At 68.9% G+C, this 17,408-nt stretch carries 18 protein-coding genes; 12 read left to right on the top strand and 6 right to left on the bottom strand.

Annotated features, from left to right (window positions below; genetic code table 11):
- Positions 1-153 precede the first annotated feature (153 nt).
- The 3 genes from DID99_RS15750 to DID99_RS15740 all read left to right on the top strand — a co-directional run bounded on the left by DID99_RS15750 (position 154) and on the right by DID99_RS15740 (position 2,854).
- Positions 154-1,623, top strand: a complete 1,470-nt coding sequence (locus DID99_RS15750) for a winged helix-turn-helix domain-containing protein (protein WP_185733778.1) — start codon at positions 154-156, stop codon at positions 1,621-1,623.
- Positions 1,624-1,724: 101 nt separating this feature from the next.
- Positions 1,725-2,096 carry a response regulator transcription factor gene (locus DID99_RS15745; protein ID WP_124488014.1) on the top strand — a complete coding sequence of 124 codons (372 nt, stop codon included), beginning with the start codon at positions 1,725-1,727 and terminating at the stop codon, positions 2,094-2,096.
- Positions 2,097-2,185: 89 nt separating this feature from the next.
- Complete coding sequence (locus DID99_RS15740) at positions 2,186-2,854, top strand: response regulator transcription factor (protein ID WP_260444584.1); 669 nt, start codon at positions 2,186-2,188, stop codon at positions 2,852-2,854.
- Between the two features lie 104 nt (positions 2,855-2,958).
- Here the strand turns inward: DID99_RS15740 and DID99_RS15735 are convergent, their stop codons facing one another.
- Positions 2,959-4,401 carry an efflux transporter outer membrane subunit gene (locus DID99_RS15735; protein WP_124667112.1) on the bottom strand — a complete coding sequence of 481 codons (1,443 nt, stop codon included), beginning with the start codon at positions 4,399-4,401 and terminating at the stop codon, positions 2,959-2,961.
- A complete protein-coding gene (locus DID99_RS15730) occupies positions 4,398-5,426 on the bottom strand; it encodes an HlyD family secretion protein (protein WP_124488012.1) in 1,029 nt (342 codons plus the stop codon). The genes DID99_RS15735 and DID99_RS15730 overlap by 4 nt, the downstream gene beginning before the upstream one ends.
- An 83-nt stretch (positions 5,427-5,509) precedes the next feature.
- On the opposite strand from DID99_RS15730, the gene DID99_RS15725 reads away from it, so the two are divergent.
- Entirely contained in the window at positions 5,510-7,096 is a 1,587-nt protein-coding gene (locus DID99_RS15725; RefSeq protein ID WP_044847121.1) for an MFS transporter, read from the top strand.
- A gap of 130 nt (positions 7,097-7,226) precedes the next feature.
- Here the strand turns inward: DID99_RS15725 and DID99_RS15720 are convergent, their stop codons facing one another.
- The gene (locus DID99_RS15720; RefSeq protein ID WP_185640873.1) at positions 7,227-8,048 is read right to left on the bottom strand and encodes an alpha/beta fold hydrolase; all 822 of its coding nucleotides are present in this window, start codon (positions 8,046-8,048) and stop codon (positions 7,227-7,229) included.
- A 546-nt stretch (positions 8,049-8,594) separates the two neighbouring features.
- Between DID99_RS15720 and DID99_RS15715 the strand changes: the two genes are divergently transcribed.
- Entirely contained in the window at positions 8,595-9,020 is a 426-nt protein-coding gene (locus tag DID99_RS15715; protein ID WP_124667110.1) for a DUF3331 domain-containing protein, read from the top strand.
- Positions 9,021-9,087: 67 nt separating this feature from the next.
- Positions 9,088-9,909, top strand: a complete 822-nt coding sequence (locus DID99_RS15710; RefSeq protein WP_124667109.1) for an alpha/beta fold hydrolase — start codon at positions 9,088-9,090, stop codon at positions 9,907-9,909.
- Between the two features lie 49 nt (positions 9,910-9,958).
- Here DID99_RS15710 and DID99_RS15705 read toward each other — a convergent pair whose 3' ends face one another.
- Positions 9,959-10,204 carry a hypothetical protein gene (locus DID99_RS15705; protein ID WP_124667108.1) on the bottom strand — a complete coding sequence of 82 codons (246 nt, stop codon included), beginning with the start codon at positions 10,202-10,204 and terminating at the stop codon, positions 9,959-9,961.
- Between the two features lie 56 nt (positions 10,205-10,260).
- Between DID99_RS15705 and DID99_RS15700 the strand changes: the two genes are divergently transcribed.
- The 3 genes from DID99_RS15700 (at position 10,261) to DID99_RS15690 (ending at position 14,317) form a co-directional block, all read left to right on the top strand.
- Positions 10,261-10,683 (top strand): hypothetical protein, encoded by a 423-nt coding sequence (locus DID99_RS15700; protein WP_124667107.1) that lies wholly within the window; start codon positions 10,261-10,263, stop codon positions 10,681-10,683.
- A 192-nt stretch (positions 10,684-10,875) separates the two neighbouring features.
- Positions 10,876-12,681 (top strand): winged helix-turn-helix domain-containing protein, encoded by a 1,806-nt coding sequence (locus DID99_RS15695; RefSeq protein WP_124521276.1) that lies wholly within the window; start codon positions 10,876-10,878, stop codon positions 12,679-12,681.
- 172 nt (positions 12,682-12,853) lie between these two features.
- On the top strand, positions 12,854-14,317 hold the full coding sequence (locus DID99_RS15690; RefSeq protein WP_124667106.1) for a mechanosensitive ion channel family protein: 1,464 nt from the start codon (positions 12,854-12,856) through the stop codon (positions 14,315-14,317).
- 62 nt (positions 14,318-14,379) lie between these two features.
- Here DID99_RS15690 and DID99_RS15685 read toward each other — a convergent pair whose 3' ends face one another.
- Together DID99_RS15685 and DID99_RS15680 are read right to left on the bottom strand one after the other, a co-directional pair.
- Positions 14,380-15,288 carry a LysR family transcriptional regulator gene (locus tag DID99_RS15685; protein ID WP_124667105.1) on the bottom strand — a complete coding sequence of 303 codons (909 nt, stop codon included), beginning with the start codon at positions 15,286-15,288 and terminating at the stop codon, positions 14,380-14,382.
- Between the two features lie 222 nt (positions 15,289-15,510).
- On the bottom strand, positions 15,511-15,792 hold the full coding sequence (locus tag DID99_RS15680) for a XapX domain-containing protein (RefSeq protein ID WP_044847129.1): 282 nt from the start codon (positions 15,790-15,792) through the stop codon (positions 15,511-15,513).
- 308 nt (positions 15,793-16,100) lie between these two features.
- Between DID99_RS15680 and DID99_RS15675 the strand changes: the two genes are divergently transcribed.
- From DID99_RS15675 to DID99_RS15665, 3 genes are all read left to right on the top strand, one after another.
- Positions 16,101-16,787 carry a hydrolase gene (locus DID99_RS15675; RefSeq protein ID WP_044847130.1) on the top strand — a complete coding sequence of 229 codons (687 nt, stop codon included), beginning with the start codon at positions 16,101-16,103 and terminating at the stop codon, positions 16,785-16,787.
- A gap of 170 nt (positions 16,788-16,957) precedes the next feature.
- Positions 16,958-17,125 carry a DUF1427 family protein gene (locus DID99_RS15670; RefSeq protein ID WP_044847131.1) on the top strand — a complete coding sequence of 56 codons (168 nt, stop codon included), beginning with the start codon at positions 16,958-16,960 and terminating at the stop codon, positions 17,123-17,125.
- Positions 17,126-17,144: 19 nt separating this feature from the next.
- On the top strand, positions 17,145-17,408 hold a 264-nt coding region (locus tag DID99_RS15665; RefSeq protein ID WP_148094676.1), incomplete at its 3' end, for an amidohydrolase family protein.

The raw sequence follows: 17,408 nt of genomic DNA, 5'->3' as shown, positions 1-17,408 counted from the left end.
CTTAAACCTATGGATAATATTCGCGGCGCCGGTTGCGACCTACGATACGGTCACGCCTTCCGGCATGCATCGGCATGGCCGGACGGGCAACCCAGGAGCGCGTCACCTCGCGAGGCGGCGCGAGGTGGCAGGCAGCATAAGCGAGTGCGGATCATGTACACGTTCGGACGGGTGACGGTTTCCCTTGAATGCCGCGAAGTCTGTGTCGACGGGCAGCCCCGGTATATCGGCGCCCGGGCGTTCGAGATCCTCGAACTGCTGGTGAAGGCGGCCGGCCGGCTCGTGTCGAAGGACGAGATCATGCAGGCCGTGTGGCCGAACACGATCGTGGTCGAGAACAACATCCAGGTCCACGTCTCGACGCTGCGCAAGCTGTTCGGCGGCAAGCACGGGTGGATCCGGACCGAATCGGGCCGCGGCTACCGGCTCGCGCCGCCGGCCGACCATGCGCACGGCGATCGCCCGCCGCTCGCGTTCGACTCGGCAGGCAATGTCCGCGCGAGTGCTACGCCGCGCAAATGTCCGATGATTGGCCGGGAGCAGGAAGCGGCCGAGCTGCACGGGCTGCTCGAACGCGAGGCGCTCGTCACGCTGGTCGGTCCCGGCGGCGTCGGCAAGACGCATCTGGCGCTGGAAGTCGCGACGGCCTGGTCGATGGCGCACGCGATCGAGATGGTCCGGGTCGACCTGGCCGGCCTGCGGGCCGACGCGACCCTGGCGTGCGCGGTGCTGGACGCGTTCGACCTGCCGGGCGGCCCGGGCGCGGGTCCCGCCGACGTCGTCCAGGCGATCGGCGAGCAGCGCGTCGTGCTCGTGTTCGACAACGCCGAGCAGTACGTCGACGAACTGGCCGACCTGAGCGAAGCGATCGCGGACGCGAACCCTGGCGCGATACTCGTCGTGACGAGCCGGGAGCCGTTGCGGGTGGCGGGCGAGCGGGTCTATCGCGTCGGGCCGCTGTCGTTGCCGCCGGCCGGCGCGAACGCCGACGACATCGTCGCGAGCGGCGCGGTCCGGATGTTCCTGGCGCGCGCGCGCGCGATGGGTACGGATCTTCCGGCGGACGCGAAGACGCTCGACGCGATCGCAACCCTCTGCCGCCGCCTGAGCGGCCTGCCGCTCGCGCTCGAGCTCGGCGCGGCCCGTGTCGCGTCGCTCGGCATCCAGGGGCTGGCGGCGGATCTCGACAAGTCGGTGCTGTCGCTGTCCGGCGGCCTGCGCACGGCGCACCCGCGCCAGCAGACACTCAGGGCCACCATCGAGTGGAGCTATCGGCTGCTCGACGACATGGAGCGCACCGTGCTGTGCCGTCTCGCGGTGTTTCCGGATGCGTTCCGGCTCGACGCGGCCTGCGCGCTGGCCGCCTGCAACGAACTGGGTGCGGACGAGGTGCTGGACTGTCTCGTCAGCCTGGCGTCGAAATCGCTGCTGGTCGTTCATTCGGTCGGACTGTCGAAGCGCTACTCGCTGCTCGAAGTCGTGCGCGCGTATGCGCTCGAGAAACTGGCGGAATCGGGCGAAGCCGGGCGTCTCCACGCGCGCCGCGCGTCGTTTGCGGCCGACCCGCACGCGGACGCGCTGCAGCCGGCGCCGGCCGTGCCGGTCGCCGGATCGTGGGCGTGACAGCCGGGCTGCGCGGACCTGGCGCGCAGCGGCGGCGCCTGTCGATGCGGCATGAACCGCACGGCGCTCACCTCGATTGACACCATTTAGGTTTTTATTTCATGGCCCTTGTTTGCATCATCGATGACGATGCGTCGGTCCGAAAGAGTCTTGCCAGCCTGCTGAAATCGGCGGGCCATACCGCATTGCCGTTCGCGTCGGGCGAGGAATTTCTCGCGACCGGCCCGCTGGACGACGCGGCGTGCGTGCTGCTCGACCTGAAGATGAAAGGGATGGGCGGTCTCGACGTCCAGCGCCTGCTGGTGCGGCGCAACGCGGCGCTGCCGGTCATCCTGATGTCGGCGCACGGCGACGACGAGTCGGTCCGCCGTGCGCTCGCGCAAGGCGCGGTCGCGTTCCTGCGCAAGCCGTTTCCATCGGACGACCTGCTCGACCTGATCGATCAGGTCGCATCCGGCACACCGCCCGCGTGAGTGGCGCGTCCGCCCGGACTTTTCTCGGTTTATCATTCGATAATGAAGCGGATGCCTACACGAGGAATGCGATGGCGAGCACGCCGGATATGACTTCGAACCGTCACCAGGGCGCGGGCGATCCCGCGCCGATCGTCTATGTGGTCGACGACGACGAAACGCTGCGGCGCGCGCTGAGCGCACTGTTGCGTTCGGCCGGGTTTCGCGTCGAGACGTTCGCGTCGTCGCGCGCGTTCCTCGCATTCGAGCGGCCCGACGTGCCGAGCTGCCTGATCCTCGACGTGCGCCTGGCCGACGAGAGCGGGCTCGCCGTCCAGGAGGAAGCGGTGCGCGCGGGCATGAACATGCCGATCCTGTTCATGACGGGTTACGGCGACGTGGCCACCACCGTCAAGGCCATGAAGGGCGGCGCGCTCGATTTCCTGACCAAGCCGTTCGACGACGACACGATGCTCGATGCCGTCGGCCGCGCGCTGGCCAGCGACGGCGAACGCCTCGCGCGCGAGCGTGCGCTGGATACGGTGCGGCAGGCCTATGCGTCGTTGACGCCGCGCGAACGGGAAGTGATGAGCCAGGTGATCGCGGGCCTGATGAACAAGCAGATCGCGGCGAATCTCGGGCTGCAGGAAATCACGGTGAAGGTGCATCGTGCGCAGGTGATGAAGAAGATGCAGGTCCGCACGCTGCCGGATCTCGTGCGCCAGGCCGAAGCGCTCGGCGTGCGCCCGGCGGGGGCGGGTGGCAGAGCGGGTGACTGAGCGGGTGACCGTGCAACAACGCAAAAAACGTTAGGTAAGCTTAAGAGCGGCATGAAAGCGTCTGACGCCCGTCCGGCGAACGCGCGGCGCGCGTTCGTGCAGCGTCACAAGCGTCCGGCGCGACGTGCGTCGCCGGCCGACGCCGACGCCGACGCCGGCGGCGTCCATCCGCCGCCCAGCGCGCGCACCAGGCCGATCGTCGCGATCGCGAGCGACTGCCGGCTGTGAATCAGCTGGCGTTGCGCGCTCAGTGCATCGCGGTCCGCGTCGATCACCTCGAGATAGCTGACGTAGCCGTGCGCATAACGGCTCAGCGACAACCGCGCGGCCGCCTCGGTCGCGCGCGCCGCGCTGTCGTAGCGCGCGATCCGCTCCTTCTGCGCGGCGATGTCGTTGAGCGCGTCCTGAACCTCGCGCAGCGCGCCGAGCGCGGTCGCGCGATAGTTCGCGTCGGCGAGGTCCGCGCCGGCCGTCGCGGCGGCCACCGCGGCGTCGCGCTTGCCGCCGTCGAACAGCGTTTCGGCGACGCTCGCGCCGAGCCCCCACAGCGAACTGTTGCGATCGAGAAACGTGCCGAGATCGCGGCTCGCGAAACCGCCCTGCGCGGTCAGCGTCAACGTCGGCAGCCACGCGGTGCGGGCGACGCCGATCTCGAGCGACGCCGCGTCGGTACGGCGCGCGGCCGCGTAGACGTCGGGCCGTTGCGCGAGCAGCGCGGACGGCAGCCCGGGCGGCACGTCCGGCACGCGCACGAGCGATGTGGTGGGCGCGACGGCGAATGTGGTGGGCGACACGCCGGTCAGCACGGCGAGCGCGTCGACGAGGTTCTCGCGCAGCCGGCGGCTGTCCGCGAGATCGGCGCGTGCCGTATCGAGATCGGCCGACGCGCGCAGCGCGTCGAGATCGCTCGCCGCGCCGGCCCGCACGCGCGCGGCGATCACGTCGAGCGCGGTGCGGCGCAGCTCGATCGCGCGCGCGAGCGTCGCGAGATCCTGTTCGACGAAATGGAGCGTCAGGTAGTCGGCCGCGACGTCGGTCGCCACGCGCAGGCGCACCGCCGCGCGATCCGCGTCCGCCTGCAGCACGTTCTGCCGGCCGATCTCGGCGTCGCCGCGCAGGCGGCCCCACAGATCGACTTCGTAGCTCGCGGTGAACGGCACCGACCAGTTGTGCATCGTGCGTTTCGGCAATGCGTTGTCGACCGTGCCCGACACGCGCGAGCGGCTGAACGACGGCGCGACACCGACCGTGGGCGCCAGCGCGGCTTCGCGCACGCCGAGCAGCGCCTGCGCCTGGTCGACGCGCGCCGCGGCGGCGCGAAGGTCGGGATTGCCGGCGAGCGCGGCGTCGACGAGCGTGACGAGCGGCGGCGCGCCGAACCATGAGGGCCACTCGGCGAGCGGCGCGGCGGGTGGGTTCGCCGCATCCGCATGGCGGAACGGGGCCGGTCCGACCGGTACGGGCGCAAGCGGCCGCGGCGCGATCGTGCATGCGCTCAGCAGGCAGGCCGCGAACACGGCGGCGAACGGGGCGGCGATGCGGATCATGGCTGCGCGCGCTCGGGTTGCAGCGTGACGACGACCGACAGGCCGGGCCGGATGCGCGGCTCGGTCACCGCTTGCCCGTCGAGCAGGATCTTCACGGGCACCCGCTGCGTGACCTTCGTGAAGTTGCCGGTCGCGTTGTCGGGCGGCAGCAGCGAAAACTGCCCGCCGGTCGCGGGCGACAGGCTGTCGACGTGGCCGCTGAAGGTCCGCTCCGGCAGCGCGTCGAAGCGCAATTGCACGGCGTCGCCGGTGCGCACGTGCCGCAGCTGGGTTTCGCGGAAGTTCGCGACCACCCACGGGTGCGGCTCGACGAGCGTGAGCAGCGCTTGGCCGGGCGCGACGTGCTCGCCGGTCTCGACGGTCTTCTTGCCGACATAACCGTCAGACGGCGCGACGACGGTCGTGTATTGCAACTGGAGTTCCGCGTCGCGCAATTCGGCGTCGTTCTGGTTCGACACGGCGGCCGCCGCCTGCCACGCGGCCTGCGCGCTGCGCCATTGCGCGTCGGCCGCGTCGATGCGCGCGCGGGCGGACTTGCGTGCCGCGTTGGCCGCATCGAATTCCTGCTGCGACAGCCCGCGCGGCGTTTCGCGGGTCAGCTCGCGGGCCCGCGCGTAATCGAGCTCGGCTTTCTCGGCATCCGCATGCGCCGACACGCGCGTCGCGTCGGCCTGCTCGACCAGCGCCTTCGCGCGGCTCGCATCGGCGTGGGCCTGCGCGACGCGCGCCCGCTGCAGCGCGACGCGCACGTCGAAATCGCGCGGGTCGAGCCGCACGAGCGGCTCGCCCGCATGCACGAACCGGTTGTCGTCCACCAGCACGCGCTCGACCGTGCCGGCCACGCGCGGCGAGATTACGTGCAGATGGCCGGTCACGTACGCGTCGTCGGTGCCGCGTTCGTGCGCATCGTATTCGTAGACCAGCAGCGCGACGAGCAGCAGCGCGCCGGCGGCGATCAGCACGACCGGCCACTTGCGCGAACGCGCGGCGGGAACGGACGGCGAGTCCGGCGGGTTCGGGGTCATGGTCGGGATACTCCATCGTACGGACGACTTTCTTCGTATCGCGCTATGCTTGCGCGAGCCTCATATGCGGGAGCCGCTCGACGATGAACACCACGTTCGCCCCCGGTGGCGCGACACCGGGGCCGGCCGCCGCGCCGGCCGCCGACATACCGACGTTTCGCTCGATCGCCGCGATCGCGTCCGTGCTGCTCGGCGCGATCATCGCGACGCTGACGTCGCGCATCACGTCGCTCGGCCTCGCCGACGTGCGCGGCGCGCTCGGCGTCGGGTTCGACGAAGGCGCGTGGATCAACACGGCGTTCACCGCGTCGCAGATGTTCGTCGGCCCGCTCGCGATCGCGGCGGCCTTCGTGTTCGGCACGCGCCGCGTGCTGCTGGCGGGCGCCTCGGTGTTTCTCGTCGTCGAAACCGTGCTGCCGCTGTGCACGAACTTCGGCACCTTCATCGCGTTCCAGAGCCTCGCCGGCTTCGCGTCCGGCGTGTTCGTGCCGCTGACCGTCGGGTTCGTCGTGCGCACGCTGCCGCCGCGGCTGATCCCGTTCGGCATCGCCGCGTATGCGATGAACCTCGAGATGTCGCTGAACCTGTCCGCGACGCTCGAAGGCTGGTACAGCGAACACCTGAGCTGGCGCTGGCTGTTCTGGCAGAACGCGCTGCTGACGGTGCCGTTCATCGTCTGCCTGTTGCTGTCGCTGTCGAACGAGCCGGTCAAGCGTTTCGTGTCGGGCATCGACACGCGCGGCATGCTGCTCGGTGCCGGCGGGTTCGCGTGCCTGTGCATCGCGCTCGACCAGGGCGAACGGCTGTTCTGGTTCCAGTCGCCGCTGATCGTCGCGCTGCTGTGCATCGGCATCCTGATGATTGCCGCATTCCTGATCCACGAACTCACGTCCCGGCAGGCCGGGCTCGATCTCGGCTACCTCGCGCTGCCCAACGTCGCGTTGCTGATCCTGCTCGTCGGTCTCGTGCGCTTCACCGTGCTCAACACGAGCTTCATTCCGTCGGTGTTTCTCGCGAGCACCTACGGGCTTCGCCCGCTGCAGATCGGCGATACGCTGCGCTGGATCGCGATTCCGCAACTGCTGTTCGCGCCGTGCGTCGCGTGGCTGCTGCAGCGCGTCGATCCGCGCCGGCTGATCGTGGCCGGTTTCCTGATGGTGGCAGTCGCGTTCGCGCTCGGCGCGCGTCTCACGCCCGCGTGGGCCGAGCCGGACTTCATCCCGTCGCAACTGCTCCAGGCGCTGGGGCAGACGATGGCGCTCACGTCGGTCATCTTCTTCTTCGGCAAGCATGTGACGGCCGAGCACGCGCTGACGTTCGGCGCCGTCGTGCAGACGACGCGCCTGCTGAGCGGGCAACTCGGCACGACGTCGATCGCGGTGATCCAGCGCATCATGGAGGCTACCCATTCGAATCTCGTCGGTCTGCATGTCACGCTGTCTGATCCGCAAACGCTCGCGCGGCTGCGGGCTGGCGCGGCGTCGCTCGTGTCGCACGGCGCCACCTTCGCCACGGGCGACCAGGCGACCTATGCGCTGCTCGACCGGGCGGTCCGGGTCCAGGCGACCACGCTCGCGCTCGCGGACAATTTCCGGGTCGCGATGGCGTTCGCCGTCGCGGGGGTGTTGATCGGCATCCTGCTCAGGCCGGCGCGTGCGCCGTCGCCATGAGCCCCCGGCATCGCGCAGCGACGATCTTAGCGATCGCGCTCCCCGCGACGGAATCGCGTCGGCCTGAAAATTCCTGAATCTTCCTGAAGGGCGCGCCGGCGCCAGGGCCGCGCGCGCCGTGCCGCAGCGCTTACGCCTTCAGGAACGCGAGCAGTTCGGCATTGATCAGGTCGGCGTTGACGACGCACATCCCGTGCGCGCCGCCGGGGATCACCTTCAGCTGCGCGTGCTTCACGATCTTCGCGGACAGGCGCGCCGAATCGTCGATCGGCACGATCTGGTCGTCGTCGCCGTGCAGGATCAGCGTCGGCACGTCGATCTTCTTCAGGTCCTCGGTGTAGTCGACCTCGGAGAATTCCCTGACGCACTGATACTGGCCGTACACGCCGCCCATCATGCCCTGCGCCCAGAACGCGTCGATCGTGCCTTGCGACACCTTGACGTTCGGCCGGTTGAAGCCGAAGAACGGCACCGCGAGATCCTTGTAGAACTGCGAACGGTTCTCGGCGACGTTCTTGCGGATGCCGTCGAACACGTCCATCGGCAGGCCGCCAGGATTCGACGCCGATTTCACCATCTGCGGCGGCACCGCGCCGATCAGCACGGCCTTCGCCACGCGCTTCGTGCCGTGCCGGCCGATGTAGTGCGCGACTTCGCCGCCGCCGGTGGAATGGCCGACGAGCGTGGCTTCGCGCAGGTCGAGCGCATTCATCAGCGCCGCCAGGTCGTCGGCGTACGTGTCCATGTCGTTGCCTTGCGACGGCTGGCTCGAGCGGCCGTGACCGCGCCGGTCGTGCGCGATCACGCGGTAACCGTGCTGCACGAGGAACAGCATCTGCGCGTCCCACGCATCGGCGCACAGCGGCCAGCCGTGCGAGAACACGACCGGACGGCCGCTGCCCCAGTCCTTGAAGTAAATCTGCGTACCGTCTTTGGTGGTGATCGTGTTCATCGCATGGGCTCCTTGATGGGCGGAAGCGGCGTGTTTGGGGGCGGCGGCAGCGGCCGGCAGCGCGGCGGCGGCAACGGCGGTCGCGCCGGCCAGCAGCATGTCTCGGCGGCGCGCCGAGGGAATGGCGTCGTGATCTGCGGGACGCATGAGGACTCCTTGAACGTGCGGTGCAATGGTGCCGCGTTGGATTTGAAGGGTTTCGGATCTGCCCGCGAGCGGCGCTCGCGCGGGCAGCCGGCGCGTTCGCGTTCGCGCGCCGGCAGGCACACAAGGGCACGAACGAACGCCGACAGGAGGCTATCCCGCGACCGCGCGGCGCGTACTGAAATCGTGCTGAATTGTCGTGAACGCGGCCGCCGCTCGCCGCGCGAGCGCGCCCGCCAGAAAAATTAAGCCCGGCGTAAAGACTCTTCAGCGGCGGCCCGTTATCGTCGGCATCAGGTCATCCCGTCGCGGATCTTGCCGGTTCGCGGCGGCGGATGACGCATCGCGATGCGTGCGGGTGCGAGACATCCGGCCCGTCGCCACTTGCCCGGATACGCCGCCATGGACGCCTTCAATCGCTGGGAACACGTGATGACGCTGCTCGACCCGTCGGCCGCCGCGCGCCGCCACGCGCCGCCGCCACTTCGCGACCCGGACGCCGCGTGCCGTCGCCATCGCGAGGAAGTGCCGGCCGCGTCGAGCGACGGCATGCGCCGCCGGTGCGCGATCGTCGCGGCCGAGCGGCAGACCGATTCGTCGGTCCTGATATCGTGGAGCGATCCCACGCGCTTTCGCTACGACGAGCAGCGCTGGATCAGCGCCAAGTCGCGCGGTCTCGGGCGCTGCGCGCTGACCGGCATCACGATCCGTGCCGGCGATGCGATCTACAAGCCGCAATGGCGCGGCGCGAAGCGCCCGGCGAACTATCGGGACGTGATCCTCACGTCCGAGCTGAACCGCTTCATCGCCAGGCTGTCGCGGTCATGACGCGGCACCCCGCGCGCCGTCCGTCGGCACCGGTCGGCGGCCGCCTGATCACCACCGAGGAATCCGCATGAGCACGTTCACGACACGCGACGGCGTTTCGATTCACTACAAGGACTGGGGCGCCGGCCGCCCGGTCGTGTTCATTCACGGCTGGCCGCTGAATGCGGACATGTGGGACGTCCAGATGCATCATCTCGCGTCGCACGGCATGCGCTGCATCGCCTACGACCGGCGCGGCTTCGGCCGCTCCGGCCAGCCGTGGGCGGGTTACGACTACGACACGCTGGCCGACGATCTCGCGACGCTGATCGAGACGCTCGGGCTGCGCGACGTCACGCTCGTCGGCTTTTCGATGGGCGGCGGCGAGGTGGCGCGCTACATCGGCCGGCACGGTACGCGGCACATCGCGAAAGCCGTGCTGATCGGCGCGGTGACGCCGCTGGTCGCGCGCCGCGACGATCATCCCGACGGTGTCGACGTTGCCGTGTTCGACGGCATTCGCTCGGGCATCGTCGCGGATCGCGCGGCGTTCTTCGAGAACTTCTGGCCGCTGTTCACCGGTTCGAACCGGCCCGCGTCGACGATCTCGCGCGCGGCGCTCGACTGGACGACCTTCATGGCGTTGCAGGCCGGCTTGAAGGGCACGCTCGATTGCGTCGGGGCGTTTTCCGAAACCGATTTCAGGGCGGATCTCGACCGGTTCGACGTGCCGACGCTCGTGATTCACGGCGACGACGACCAGACGGTGCCGCTCGCGCTGACGGGCGCCGCGACCGCGAAGCGCGTGCCGCGCGCGACGCTGAGCGTCTACGAGGGCGGGCCGCACGCGCTGTATCTGACGCACGCGCAACGCCTGAACGACGAACTGCTGGCGTTCGTCCGCGCGTGATGCGGCGGCGGAGCGACGCGGCGCGGCGAACACGGCCGGCCGCTCGCGCTCACTCCGCCCATTTCGAGCCGAGCACCAGGCCGCAGAAATTCGTCCGACGATAGTCCGGGTCGCAGCGCTCGAGCACGTCGGCGACGACGTTGCCGAACGCGGTCTCGGGGCGATGCGCGGTGCCCGCGGCGTATGCCTCGAGGAACGGCGCCTTGAAGCGTGGGCTCCGCCCGTGGCCACGCCTGCACGATCTCGTCGCGTTTTGGCGTGTTTTGGCGCGGCCCACCTCGTCGAAACGCAGCACAAAGAGATCCGCTTCGACCCCGCGCCGAGTAATGCCGTCGGTGGTGTCATGTACGGATGAATGCCGACAGCCGCGTGCAGCGCAATCGCGCGCCATACCGCGGCCCCGTCTTCGGCGGCGACGCCGTGTCCGCCGGGAAAGAGAAACGCGTGCGTGACGTTCGCGCCGTCGCTTTCGTCGCGCCGGCGCCTGTGCCGCTGGCCTTCTGTCGGCCCGATGCGATGGAACAACGCGGCGGCGTACAGCAATTCGGCATCGAATGCGATGCCGCGGCGCATACCGATGATCGATGCAAATGCGAACACGCGCATCGCTTGCAGGAACAAAAGTTTTTTCCCGCAACCTCGGCGCAATTCATTCAAATCGCCACGGCAAGTGATTCGTGCAAAAGCAAATCAGGAATGGCGGCGCTTTTATCACACCAAACGGGTTCATTGGTGAATCGCTGTTTCGCCTGTTGCCGGCGCCGGAAGCCGTGATGCGCGGCGCTGGACGAGGTGCAGCGCGAATACCGGCCTGCGGCGGCCATTCGCGGTTGTCGTCGATTCAAAAAATTTGCTCTTTGGCTTCTAATAATTTGAATCAATGGATGCTTAAAATGCCGTAGCATCTGCATCACCGGTGTCATTTCCGACAGGGCATCGATGAATGGAAAGCGATTAAGAATTCAAATGATCCGGATTGGAACACTTCACGTTTTCCTCGACAGGCGTGAAATTCGCTCGAACGGCAAACTGCTGCGAATCGGCAGCCGCGCATTCGAAATTCTCGAACTCCTGATTCGGGCGAACGGCGCGTTGGTATCGAAAGACGAGATCATGCAGCGCGTGTGGCCGCACACGGTCGTGGAGGAAAACAACCTGCAGGTGCATGTCGCCGCGTTGCGCAAGGCGCTCGCCGACAACCGGAACCTGATCATCACGGTGCCGGGGCGCGGCTACCGGCTGGTCGGCGGGCAAGCGCAGGCACAGGCGCCGGCCGCGGCGCCCGTGCGTCCCGCGACATCGCGGCTGGCGCCCGCGCCGACCGCACTCATCGGCCGCGAGCAGACGGTCGCGGACGTCCTCGCGGCGCTCGACACCGCGCGCGTCGTGACGCTGGTCGGTGCGGGCGGCATCGGCAAGACGCGGGTGGCGCTCGAAGCGGCCATGCGGGCCGAAGCGCGCTTTCCGGATGGCGCCGCGTTCGTATCGCTGGCCACGGTGGCGTGCCCGCACTTCGTGCCCGACGCGCTGGCCGGCGCGTTCGGCCTCGTGCACCCGGCCGGGTCGCTGACGCTCGAAGCGGTGCTCGCCAGCGTCGCGCATCGGCGGATGTTGCTCGTGCTCGACAATTGCGAACACCTGCTCGATGCCGCCGCGCGGATCGCGACCGCGCTGACCGAGTCGGATGCCGGTTTGTGCGTCCTGGCGACCAGCCGCGAGGCGCTGCGCATCCAGGGCGAGCGACTGTGTCCGGTTCCGCCGCTCGAGGTACCCGCCGAGGGCGCGGACGAACGCGAGACCGCGGGCGCGAGCGCGGTGCAGCTGTTCTCGGCGCGCGCCCGCGCCGCCGACCCGCGCTTTCCGCTCGACGAACGCTGCCTGGCGCTGATGGCGTCGGTCTGCCGGCGTCTCGATGGGCTGCCGCTCGCGATCGAGCTGGCCGCGGCCCGCGCAGCCGTGCTCGGCATCGACGTGCTGGCCGCGCATCTCGACGACCATTTCCGGCTGCTGACCGGCGGCTTTCGCACGGCGTTGCCGCGTCATCAGACACTGCAGGCGATGTACGACTGGAGCTACCGCCTGCTCGACGACGCGGAGCGCCTGCTGCTGCGCTGGCTCGGCGTGTTCCGCGACAGCTTCTCGATCGACGCGGTGCGCGACATCGTCGGAACGAAGGGGCTCGTCGACACGGCGCTGCTCGACGCGATCGCGGGCCTTGTGTCGAAATCGCTGCTGAGCCTCGAGAGCGCGCATGGCGCGCCGCGCTACCGGCTGTTGACGACGACGCGCGCGTACGCGCTGCAGCAGCTCGAGACCAACGGCGAATGCGCGGCCGCGGCGCTCGCGCACGCGCGCTACTTCCTGGCGCTGTTCCGGCGTGCGCCCGGTAGCGACGACGGGCAGCTCGCCGAATCGCGGCTCGACGTGATCCGGCGCGAACTCGGCAATCTACGCGCGGCGCTCGACTGGGCGTTTTCGCCGAACGGCGACGCGCGGGTCGGCATCGCGCTGGCCGCGGTCGCGGTGCCCTGCCTGTTCGACCTGTCGCTCGTGGACGAGTGTCGCGAACGGGCGCGCGCGGCGCTCGACGCGATGCGCGATCTCGACGACACGCCCGCGTGCGCCGACGCGCGCGTGCGGCTGCTGGCCGCGTATGCGGCCGCGCTCGCGCACACGTCGGGGCCGACGCAGATCGCGCACGATGCATGGTCGGCGGTGCACGCGCTCGGGTTCGAGGCGGGCGAGGCCGAACTGCCGCCGCGCGACGCGTAGCGCGGCGCGCCGACCGCGCATTCAGAACATTTCAGGCCGAACACAGGACCCGGCCGGCCGGCGCGTCTACATTGCATGCGCGGGGACTGTCCGCTCATCGCTGTCGCGACGCCACCGACTGCCGGCGCAGGGTCCCCGCTCGTCGCGAAGCACGCCCTCAGCCCATTCCAGCATGCCGAACCTGTCCGTCACGGTCGCTTACGGCGCGCCGATCGTTCTTGCCGACCTGATCGCCTGGCGGCTGCTCGGGCGCGGCCGTTCGACGACGAAAGCCGTGTGGCGCTGCGCATCGTTCGCAGCGTTGACCTACGTGCTGTTCTCGACCGGCGTGAGCCCGCTCGCGGTGCCGGCGTCGCCCGACCGGTTCGACCGGCTCGCGATCCAGGTGATCGGCGTCGCATGGTGGCTGCAGTGCGCGCTGGTGTTCAGCCTGATGCTCGATCATCTGCTGCTGCCGCGCGCATGGCGCAACCAGCGGCTGTTCCACGATATCGCCGCGGGCGCCGTGTTCGGTGCGGCCGCCGTCGCCGCGCTGGGCTACGTGCTGGGGCTGCCGCTCAGCGGCGTGGTCGCGACGTCGGGGGCGGTCGCCGTCATCCTCGGGCTCGCGGTCCAGAACACGCTGAACGACGTGTTCTCGGGCCTGGTGCTGAATACCACGCAGCCGTTTCGTCTCGGCGACACGGTGGCGATCGGCGCGCTGGAAGGGCGCGTCGTCGAAAGCAACTGGCGCGCGACCAAGCTGATCGACAGCCTCGGCAACCTGGTCGTCGTGCCGAACAGCGTCGCGGCCAAGGCGGCGATCGTCAACCTGAGCGAACCGGCGAACGTGTACGGCGTGACGCTGACGATCGAGCTCGACCCGCAAGCGCGGCCCGCCGTCGTCGTCGATGCGCTCGCGCATGCCGCGGCCAGTTCGCTGGACGTGCTCGCGAGTCCGGCGCCGATCCCGGTTGTCAAGGCGTTCAGGACCAACTCGATCGAATACGAACTCGTCTGTTACGTCGACTCGCTTCAGAAAAAGATCGACGTCCGCAACCGGCTCTACGATCTGGCCCACCGGCATCTGGCTGCCGCGGACGTTGCGCTGCGCCCGCTGACGGGCGCGCCGGCGGCACCCGGTCCGGCGTCGCGCGGGCAACGCCTGCTGCGCGCGGTCGAGCTGTTCAGGCAGCTCGACGACGCGGACCTGGCGATACTGGCCGATGCGCTCGCGTCACGCGTGTTCAACAAGGGCGAGGTGATCTACGCGTCGAACTCCGACGCGCGCCTGCTGACGATCGTCGCGGCCGGCGTCGCGGCGGTGTTCGTGCCCGGCGCGACGGGCGACACGGAAGTCAGGCGGATGGCGCCCGGCGACGCGATCGGCCAGTCCGTCGTGCTCGCCGGCACGCAACTGCATGCGAGCGTCTACGCGGTGACGGCCGTGACGGCCTATCAGCTGAGCAGTCGCGACCTGTCGCCGCTGCTCGCGCGGAAGCCCGAGCTGGGGCGGCTGATGTGCGAATCGCTCACCGAGCACATCGCGACCGAGGAGAAGATGCGGATGCCGCCGGCCGCGAGCGAGCATGCGTCGTTCAACCTGATCGAGTGGCTCGAGAAGGAGATGAAGCGCCTGCACGATTCGTTCGGCTGACGCGGCGGGTGGCGGGTGGCGGGCGGCGGGCGACGGCGGTCGCGGCCGCGAAGAGAGCGCGGTCAGGCGAGCGCGGTGAACCGGTCGACGAGATCCGGGCGGTCGAGTTGTTCGACCCACCAGTGCAGCGCGCGTCCGGCCTCGTCGCCGCGCCACGCGAGGTAGCACTGGGTCGTGTCGCGCATGCCGGTCACCTGGCGTGCGACCAGCTTGCCTTGCGCGATCGCGCGTGCCGCGATGCAGTCGGGGAGCGTGCCCACCGCGAGTCCTTCGCATTGCGCGGCCAGTTTGGCGGCGAGGGTAGGGACGGCGAGATACGGCTGCCCCGCGTCGATGGCGACCGAACGCGGCGGCAGCTCGCGGGACGTATCCGAGATCGCCGCGCCGCGATGGGCGACGACCGATGCCAGCGACAGCGGTTCCGGCAGCGCCGCGAGCGGGTGGGTGGGGGCGACGGCGAACACGTGCCTGAGCGTGCCGATCGGCCGTGCCACGATGTCCGGCAGCTCGGGCGGCTCGCCCGTGGCGCCGACGACGAGATCCGCGCGGCGCGAAATCAGCGCATCCCAGGTGCCGCCGAGCACTTCGGTGGACAGTCGCAGCCGCGTGTCCATCTCGAGACCATAGAACGTGTGCACGTACGGCCACATCGCCTCGAACGGCAGGATCTCGTCGACACAGATCCGGACCTCGGTTTCCCAGCCCTGCTGCGCACGCTGCGCCTTGCGTTCGAGCTGTTCGGCGGCATGCAGCAGCCGGCGGCCCTCTTCGACGACCACGCGCCCCGCGTGCGTGAGTTTCGCGCGGCGTCCGCTACGGTCGAACAGCGCGACGCCGAGGTCGCTTTCGAGCTTTTGTACGAGGTAAGTCAGCGCGGACGGCACGCGGTGCAGCAGTTCGGCGGCTTCGGCAAACGTGCCGGTGCGGTCGATCGCGTCCAGTGCTTCGAGCGCTTCGAATGACAGCTTCATGGCGAATTCCACGGAGGGACGTCGGGCTGCCATGTTAGCGTCAAGCGCCGCTCGATCCAATACCGTTCAGGACGATCCATCGCGCGGCCAGGCGGCGGGACGCAACGGCATGGCGCGGGCCAGGCCGCGTGGCACCACCGTGATCGAAGGAACACGACGGCATGGCGATGCCCGCGGACGGGCATGGCTGCATCCGGTCAACGTGCGTGCGTCACGTCGGCGTCACGTCGGCGTCGAATCGCGGCGCGTCGCGGCGGTGTCGGGTGCGTGGGCACCGGGCAGCGCACCGAACATGTGCTGGCTGCACTTCGCATCGCGCCACGCGGTGCCGAGCCGGATACCGCTGAACATCCGCCGCGCGACCGGCAGGATCTGTTCGCCGGCCAGGATGCCCAGCAGGCCGACGAGCGCGACGATCGGCGGCGCCGGCGACGGCACGCCGATCAGCGCATAGACGATACCGGCGAGGAGGCCGGCGAACAGCGAGGCGGTGTACGGTTTCATGGGATCCGGGTGAAATGGCGGCCGTGTAAAAAATACGGATAACTACCGATCCGGCGTCGCTTCGGCAGTCCGCGACCAGCCTATCAGGTCTTCGCGTTCACCATGGTTCGGTTCAACGAAATTCAGATCTTTTAAGCCTGAGCGTCGCGGCCCGCGCGAATCAGAATGATTAATTGGCGTGATCGGGAATTTGCGTATTGAATGATGCCGGCTGGCTGTCGAATCTCCCGGCACAGCGTATTGGCTGCCTCCCGCATGGGTCGGCGAGGCAGGCCGCATTTTTCTCCGCGTCAAAGGACATCACCGCCATGAGCAACCCGAAGCTTGAAGTACTCACTCCGCACAACAGCCAGCTGATCTTCATCGACCAGCAGCCGCAGATGGCGTTCGGCGTGCAGTCGATCGATCGCCAGACGCTGAAGAACAACGTCGTCGGCCTCGCGAAGGCCGCGAAGGTATTCAACATCCCGACCACGATCACGACCGTCGAAAGCGACAGCTTCTCGGGCCACACGTATCCCGAGCTGCTCGACGTGTTCCCGAACCAGAAGACGCTCGAACGCACGTCGATGAACTCGTGGGACGACCAGAAGGTGCGCGACGCGCTCGCCGCGAACGGCCGCAAGAAGGTGGTCGTCTCCGGCCTGTGGACCGAAGTCTGCAACACGACGTTCGCGCTCTGCGCGATGCTCGAAGGCGACTACGAGATCTACATGGTCGCCGACGCATCGGGCGGCACGACGCAGGCCGCGCATGATTTCGCGATGCAGCGCATGGTGCAGGCCGGCGTGGTGCCCGTCACGTGGCAGCAGGTCCTGCTCGAATGGCAGCGCGACTGGGCGCACCGCGAGACGTATGACGCCGTGATGGCGATCGCGAAGGAGCATTCGGGCGCGTACGGCATGGGCGTCGACTACGCGTACACGATGGTCCACAAGGCACCGCAGCGCACCGCGACGCCGCACGAGTCGATCCCGGCCGTTCCGGCGAAGTAAGCGCGGACGGTCTGCGACCGTCGATGCCGGTGCGGCGGGTTCGATGCGAACGCGCCGCGCCGGCTCCGTTGCCGCGGACGGCGGACCGTGAACGAATCACGGATGCCGTCCGCGGCATGTTGGCCGGGACGTCAGGACCTGCTCTCCAACCAGTCCGAGAAATTGATCGTATGGAACCCTATCTGGTTTCCCTTGGTGCGGGCTTGCTGATCGGTGTCATTTACAGCGCCATCAAGGTGCGCTCCCCGGCACCGCCGCTGATTGCCCTTGTCGGGTTGCTCGGCATGGTGATCGGCGTGCAGGCCATCCCCACCCTCAAACAGCTCTTTGGCTTCTGATCGAAGCGAGGTGATGCATATGACCGCAACCGGGACTCAACCGGATCTGATCCTCCACAACGGACGATTCACGACCCTCGACCGCGCGAACCCCGTCGCGACCTCCGTCGCGATCAAGGACGGCCGCTTCGTCGCGGTCGGCAGCGACGCGGAAGTCATGCCGCTCGCGGGCCGCGCGACGAAGGTCGTCGATCTCGGCGGCCGCAGCGCGCTGCCCGGCCTGATCGACAACCACTGCCACGTGATTCGCGGTGGCCTGAACTACAACATGGAGCTGCGCTGG

The sequence above is a fragment of the Burkholderia sp. Bp8986 genome (assembly GCF_003854225.1).
GTDB lineage: Bacteria > Pseudomonadota > Gammaproteobacteria > Burkholderiales > Burkholderiaceae > Burkholderia.
This window is presented reverse-complemented; position numbering and strand designations above follow the sequence as displayed.

What these genes read in the sequence shown, in the direction of transcription:
- DID99_RS15735 (WP_124667112.1), bottom strand. Translation starts at nt 4,401, where the DNA reads ATGATCCGCATCGCCGCCCCGTTCGCCGCCGTGTTCGCGGCCTGCCTG.
- DID99_RS15700 (WP_124667107.1), top strand. Translation starts at nt 10,261, where the DNA reads ATGAATGCCGACAGCCGCGTGCAGCGCAATCGCGCGCCATACCGCGGC.
- DID99_RS15675 (WP_044847130.1), top strand. Translation starts at nt 16,101, where the DNA reads ATGAGCAACCCGAAGCTTGAAGTACTCACTCCGCACAACAGCCAGCTG.
- DID99_RS15690 (WP_124667106.1), top strand. Translation starts at nt 12,854, where the DNA reads ATGCCGAACCTGTCCGTCACGGTCGCTTACGGCGCGCCGATCGTTCTT.
- DID99_RS15715 (WP_124667110.1), top strand. Translation starts at nt 8,595, where the DNA reads ATGGACGCCTTCAATCGCTGGGAACACGTGATGACGCTGCTCGACCCG.
- DID99_RS15725 (WP_044847121.1), top strand. Translation starts at nt 5,510, where the DNA reads ATGAACACCACGTTCGCCCCCGGTGGCGCGACACCGGGGCCGGCCGCC.
- DID99_RS15670 (WP_044847131.1), top strand. Translation starts at nt 16,958, where the DNA reads ATGGAACCCTATCTGGTTTCCCTTGGTGCGGGCTTGCTGATCGGTGTC.
- DID99_RS15730 (WP_124488012.1), bottom strand. Translation starts at nt 5,426, where the DNA reads ATGACCCCGAACCCGCCGGACTCGCCGTCCGTTCCCGCCGCGCGTTCG.
- DID99_RS15680 (WP_044847129.1), bottom strand. Translation starts at nt 15,792, where the DNA reads ATGAAACCGTACACCGCCTCGCTGTTCGCCGGCCTCCTCGCCGGTATC.
- DID99_RS15740 (WP_260444584.1), top strand. Translation starts at nt 2,186, where the DNA reads ATGACTTCGAACCGTCACCAGGGCGCGGGCGATCCCGCGCCGATCGTC.
- DID99_RS15750 (WP_185733778.1), top strand. Translation starts at nt 154, where the DNA reads ATGTACACGTTCGGACGGGTGACGGTTTCCCTTGAATGCCGCGAAGTC.
- DID99_RS15745 (WP_124488014.1), top strand. Translation starts at nt 1,725, where the DNA reads ATGGCCCTTGTTTGCATCATCGATGACGATGCGTCGGTCCGAAAGAGT.
- DID99_RS15720 (WP_185640873.1), bottom strand. Translation starts at nt 8,048, where the DNA reads ATGAACACGATCACCACCAAAGACGGTACGCAGATTTACTTCAAGGAC.
- DID99_RS15710 (WP_124667109.1), top strand. Translation starts at nt 9,088, where the DNA reads ATGAGCACGTTCACGACACGCGACGGCGTTTCGATTCACTACAAGGAC.
- DID99_RS15685 (WP_124667105.1), bottom strand. Translation starts at nt 15,288, where the DNA reads ATGAAGCTGTCATTCGAAGCGCTCGAAGCACTGGACGCGATCGACCGC.
- DID99_RS15695 (WP_124521276.1), top strand. Translation starts at nt 10,876, where the DNA reads ATGATCCGGATTGGAACACTTCACGTTTTCCTCGACAGGCGTGAAATT.